At 71.4% G+C, this 4,351-nt stretch carries 7 protein-coding genes; all 7 read right to left on the reverse strand.

The genetic code is table 11. From position 1 onward, the window contains the following. The coding region (locus RWX45_RS11555) for a magnesium chelatase domain-containing protein (protein WP_316023868.1) at positions 1–381 on the reverse strand (381 nt) is incomplete at its 3' end. After that, on the reverse strand, positions 381–830 hold the full coding sequence (locus RWX45_RS11560; RefSeq protein WP_316023869.1) for a YraN family protein: 450 nt from the start codon (positions 828–830) through the stop codon (positions 381–383). The genes RWX45_RS11560 and RWX45_RS11555, both read right to left, overlap by 1 nt. Positions 831–986: 156 nt before the next feature. Then, positions 987–1,292, reverse strand: coding sequence for a DUF2469 domain-containing protein (locus RWX45_RS11565; RefSeq protein WP_073332911.1), 306 nt, complete (start codon positions 1,290–1,292; stop codon positions 987–989). Between the two features lie 7 nt (positions 1,293–1,299). After that, positions 1,300–2,070, reverse strand: coding sequence for a ribonuclease HII (locus RWX45_RS11570; RefSeq protein WP_316023873.1), 771 nt, complete (start codon positions 2,068–2,070; stop codon positions 1,300–1,302). A 17-nt stretch (positions 2,071–2,087) separates the two neighbouring features. Beyond that, entirely contained in the window at positions 2,088–2,960 is an 873-nt protein-coding gene (gene lepB, locus RWX45_RS11575) for a signal peptidase I (protein ID WP_316023870.1), read from the reverse strand. Between the two features lie 109 nt (positions 2,961–3,069). After that, on the reverse strand, positions 3,070–3,420 hold the full coding sequence (gene rplS, locus RWX45_RS11580) for a 50S ribosomal protein L19 (RefSeq protein WP_316023871.1): 351 nt from the start codon (positions 3,418–3,420) through the stop codon (positions 3,070–3,072). A gap of 289 nt (positions 3,421–3,709) precedes the next feature. Further along, a partial coding sequence (locus tag RWX45_RS11585; RefSeq protein WP_316023872.1) for a GNAT family N-acetyltransferase occupies positions 3,710–4,351 on the reverse strand: 642 nt, incomplete at its 5' end.

Raw genomic sequence — 4,351 nt, forward strand, 5'->3', positions numbered from 1 at the left:
GGGCAGGATGCCGCGTACCGGGTGGACGGAACCGTCCAGGCCGAGCTCGCCGATGTACACGGTGCGGGCCAGGTGCTCCACCGCCCGCCGGGGCAGTTGACCGCGGGCCCCGAGCACTGCCAGTGCGAGGGCCAGGTCGAAGCCGGTGCCGGTTTTGGGCAGGTCCGCCGGGGAGAGGTTGACGGTGAGGCGGTGCTCTCCCCAGGTGACCCCGCAGGTGGACAGGGCGGCGCGCACGCGTTCGCGTGACTCGCGCACGGCGGCGTCCGGCAGGCCCACCAGGGTGAATCCGGGCAGCCCGTGGGCGGAGTGCGCTTCGACGTCGACCAGGTGGCCGGCGAGCCCGGTGAGGGTGACGGCAAGGGTGCGTGCCAGGCCCATCAGCCACCCACCCCCCGGTGGTGGCGCAGCAGCGCCGGGCGCCCGGCGCGCAGTTGGACGGAGACGACGTCGAGGCGCAGGCCCGCATGCGGCTGCGGGTGGCCGGCGGCCCAGGCGGCCGCTAGGGCGCGCAGCCGGGCGAGCTTGAGGCGGTCGACGGCGGCGGCGGGCGGGCCGGCAACGCCGGAGGTGCGGGTCTTGACCTCGACGATGACGAGGACGCCCGGCCCCTCGGGTGCCGGTTGCAGGGCAACGATGTCGACCTCCCCGCGCATGCCGGGGCCGGGCCGCCAGTTGCGTTCCAGGACGCGCCAGCCCTGGTCGGTGAGGTAGCGGGCGGCGATGTCCTCCCCGCGGCGCCCGGTCAGGCGGCGCGGATCGGTCGGGCGGGGATCGGGGCTGCGCGGCGTCGACGGTGACGTGGGGCTGGTGGACTGCGCGGGGTTCATGGGCTTCACCTCCGCCACCAGCGTGCCCGGGCGCCCGGAGTGGTGCCAGCGGGCCGTTCGAGCCCTGTGGATAAGGGGTGCACGAACGGTGCCTGTGGACGCCAGTACCCGCGCGGGTGCTGTGGAGGGCCGACGTCGTCGGCCGGCGAAGCGGGCTTAGGAGGGGATGTCCATCTCCGGTTTGGTCAGCTCTTCAACGTTGACGTCCTTGAAGGTGACCACGTGCACGGACTTGACGAACCGGCTGGCGCGGTAGATGTCCCACACCCAGGCGTCCTCAAGGGTCAACTCGAAGAACACCTCCCCGCCGTTGGTGCGCACCTGCACGTCGACGGCGTTGGCCAGGTAGAAGCGGCGCTCCGTCTCGACGACATAGGAGAACAGGGAGATGACATCGCGGTACTCGCGGTACAGGTCGAGCTCCAAGTCGTTCTCATACGACTCCAGATCTTCAGCACTCACCCGTTCATCATGCCCAATGGGCGTCCCTTCCGGCAGGAGGCGGTGCGGGCGCGTCGGCCACAGCCCCGCCTCGGGTGGTCAAGCGATCCAGCCCGGGCAGGTGCCAGCTACGGCGGTGCTGCTCGCTGGCGCCGAGCCGGGCGAGGGCCCGGGTGTGGGCCGGTGAGGCGTAGCCCTTGTTGCGTGCCCAGTCGTAGCCGGGGTCGGGCAGCGCGGTCATCAGCGCGTCGCGCTCAACCTTGGCCAGGACGGAGGCGGCAGCGACGACGGCGCAGTGGGCGTCCGCCTTGACCCGGGTGTACACGGGCGGTACCCGCACCGCCGTCGCGCCGGCCCGCTGCCCCAGGGATGGCTGCCCGCGGCGCGGCGTCGGCCCGGCCGTGGTCGCCGCCGCGTCCCGCAGCCAGTTCGTAGTGCCGTCCAGGATGATGGCGCCGGGCAGGTGCCCGCGCGCGGCTACCTCGGTCAGCGCCCGGCGGCCGGCCAGCCGCAGGGCGCCGATAATGCCGAGGGTGTCGATCTCCTCCGGCGTGGCGTGACCGACGGCGTGGTCGGTGGCCCAGGCCCGGCAGGGATCGACGAGCGCCTCCCGGCGGCGGGGCGTGAGCAGTTTGGAGTCCGCCAGTCCCACGGGGAAGGCAGCGGGCGTATCGCGGGAGACGATGGCCAATCCCACACTGACCGGGCCGGCCAGCGAGCCGCGCCCCACCTCATCCATGCCGCCCACCAGCGCGTACTCGGCCAGCAGGTGCTCCTCGAGGCCGCGGTCCGGGATCATGCGGGCCGGTGCGGGGCTCACGGGTTGGTCCCGGCCGTCGCGGTTGCGGAGGCGTCGGGCACGGCGTCAAAAGCGCCCCCGTCGGAGAGCGTTGACCAGCGCGACGCGGGCCAAAGTACGGCTTTGGCCACTCCGACCACGTTGTCCAGCGGCACGACGCCACCGTTGGCGTCATTCTGGTGGAAGCGGGAGTCGGCGGAGTTGGCCCGGTTGTCCCCCATGACCCACACGTAGCCGTCGGGGACGGTGACATCGAAGGCGACGTCGGAAGCCGAGCGCCCGGCCTTGAGGTACGGCTCGTCGACCTCGACGCCGTTGATCGTCAGTGAGCCGTTGCCGTCGGCCACGATGTGGTCCCCGCCCACGCCGATGACGCGCTTAATGAGGTGGTGCCCGGAGTCCTCGGGCAGCAGGTGCAGGAAGATGAGGACGTCCTGAACTGCTCCCTTGACGCCGGTCGGCTCGGTAACGACGAGCCAGTTGTCCGGGTCGGTGAACACGATGATGTCGCCGCGTTCGACCTCGTCGGCGTCGTACATGGTCACCGCAACCCGGTCGCCCTCCAGCAGCGTGTCCTCCATGGAGCCGGAGGGAATCCCGAAGGTCTGAAGCACATAGGTCTTGAGCAGGGCGACGGCCAGCAGCACGACCAGCACTATGAGCAGCGTGGAGCCGCGGCGGCGGGATGGGGCGGCATCGGCGCGGTCCGGAGCCGCCAAGGGCGTGGGACGACGGGCAGGCCGGTACGAGGGCGGCAGACGGTCCGGAACTTCCTGCGAAGCCTGGGAAGCTTCGGAAGCCCCGGACGCTTCGACGGCATCCTCTTCGGCCTCGGGGGCAGGTGTGACGACGTCAGACGGGTCGTTGGCGTCTTCCTGCGGTGAGGTCACCGTTTCCCTCTCGAATAGTGGCTGGACGGTTTCGGGATCGGCGGCGGGGATAGCCGGTGCCCGGGACCCGCAGGCCCCGGGCACCAGGGCTCCCACAAAGCGTGAGCCGTCAGTTCGAGCGGTGCTCCTTGATCTTGGCTGCCTTGCCGCGCAGGTTGCGCAGGTAGTACAGCTTGGCGCGGCGCACGTCACCCCGGGTGACGACCTCGATCTTATCGATGGTGGGCGTGTGCAACGGGAAGGTACGCTCCACGCCGACCCCGAAGGAGATCTTGCGGATGGTGAAGGTCTCCGACACGCCGCTGCCCTTGCGGGCGACGACGACGCCCTGGAATACCTGAATACGGCTGCGGGTCCCCTCAACAACCTTGACGTGCACCCGCAGGGTGTCACCGGGGCGGAAGCTGGGGATGTCGTCGCGCAGGGAGGCGGCGTCAATCTCGTCGATCAGGTTGGTCATATGTTTCTCTCCACGTCCGTGCCACTGGTCAGCGGGCGTTTGTCAGGCGGCGCCGCCGCACGGCCACAGTATCGGCCGGCACGAGTGCGCCGCATTCGAGCGCCTGCGGGTCCTACGCGTGACCGCCTCCCCAGTGGCAGGGGCGGTTCGAGGCCCGAGGCCGGTCCAGTCTGCCACAGCGCCCGTGGGTACAAGGCCGCCCGGCGGCGTGACGTGCTTGATTTCACGCCCTGCAGGCCCACGTGGTTCCGCTCTGTGGCCAGGCGCGCCCCTCGGTCGGCCGCAGCGCTCAGTCGCCGGGGATGGTCTCCTGCGGGTTGAGGGCCATGACGACGTCGCGGCACTGCTGCCCGCCGACGTCGTAAACGCGGGTGCCGGTCTTGCGCAGGCCCGCACGCCGGTAGGCCTTCTGGGCGCGCCGGTTGGTGTCGTTCGTGCCCAGCCACAAGGCGGTGACCCCCAGGTTGGCGGCATCGCGGATGGCCTGGGCGAGCAGGGCGGCCGCGATGCCCGAGGAACGCAGGCGCGCATCGAGGTAGATCTTGGACAGTTCGGCGGCCAGCGCCGGCGAGCCGTCCGCGCGGGGCGGGACGGGGACCGAGCGCGGACGCGGGTCCAGACCTGCGGGCAGCGCGCCGTCGGCATCGGGGATCTCGGCAAGGACGGCGCTGTATCCGACCAGGCCGCCGGCCGGCACCGGTGCGGCGTCGCCGCCCGGGAGGGCGGGCAGGCCCTCAGGCAGTTCGGCGATGGTGAGGACCACGCGCGGGTCGTTCATCCAGACGGTCAAGCGCTCCGGGGTGAGGTTGGTGGCAATATGCGCCGCAATCTGCGCAGGGGTGAGGAAGCTGGGGCAGGCGTCGGGGAAGGTGCGGGCCGCCAGGTCGACCAGCTCCTCGAGGTCGTCGGCGCGGGCGGGGCGGATGACGAG

The sequence above is a fragment of the Actinomyces sp. MRS3W genome (genome assembly GCF_032465695.1).
GTDB lineage: Bacteria > Actinomycetota > Actinomycetes > Actinomycetales > Actinomycetaceae > Actinomyces.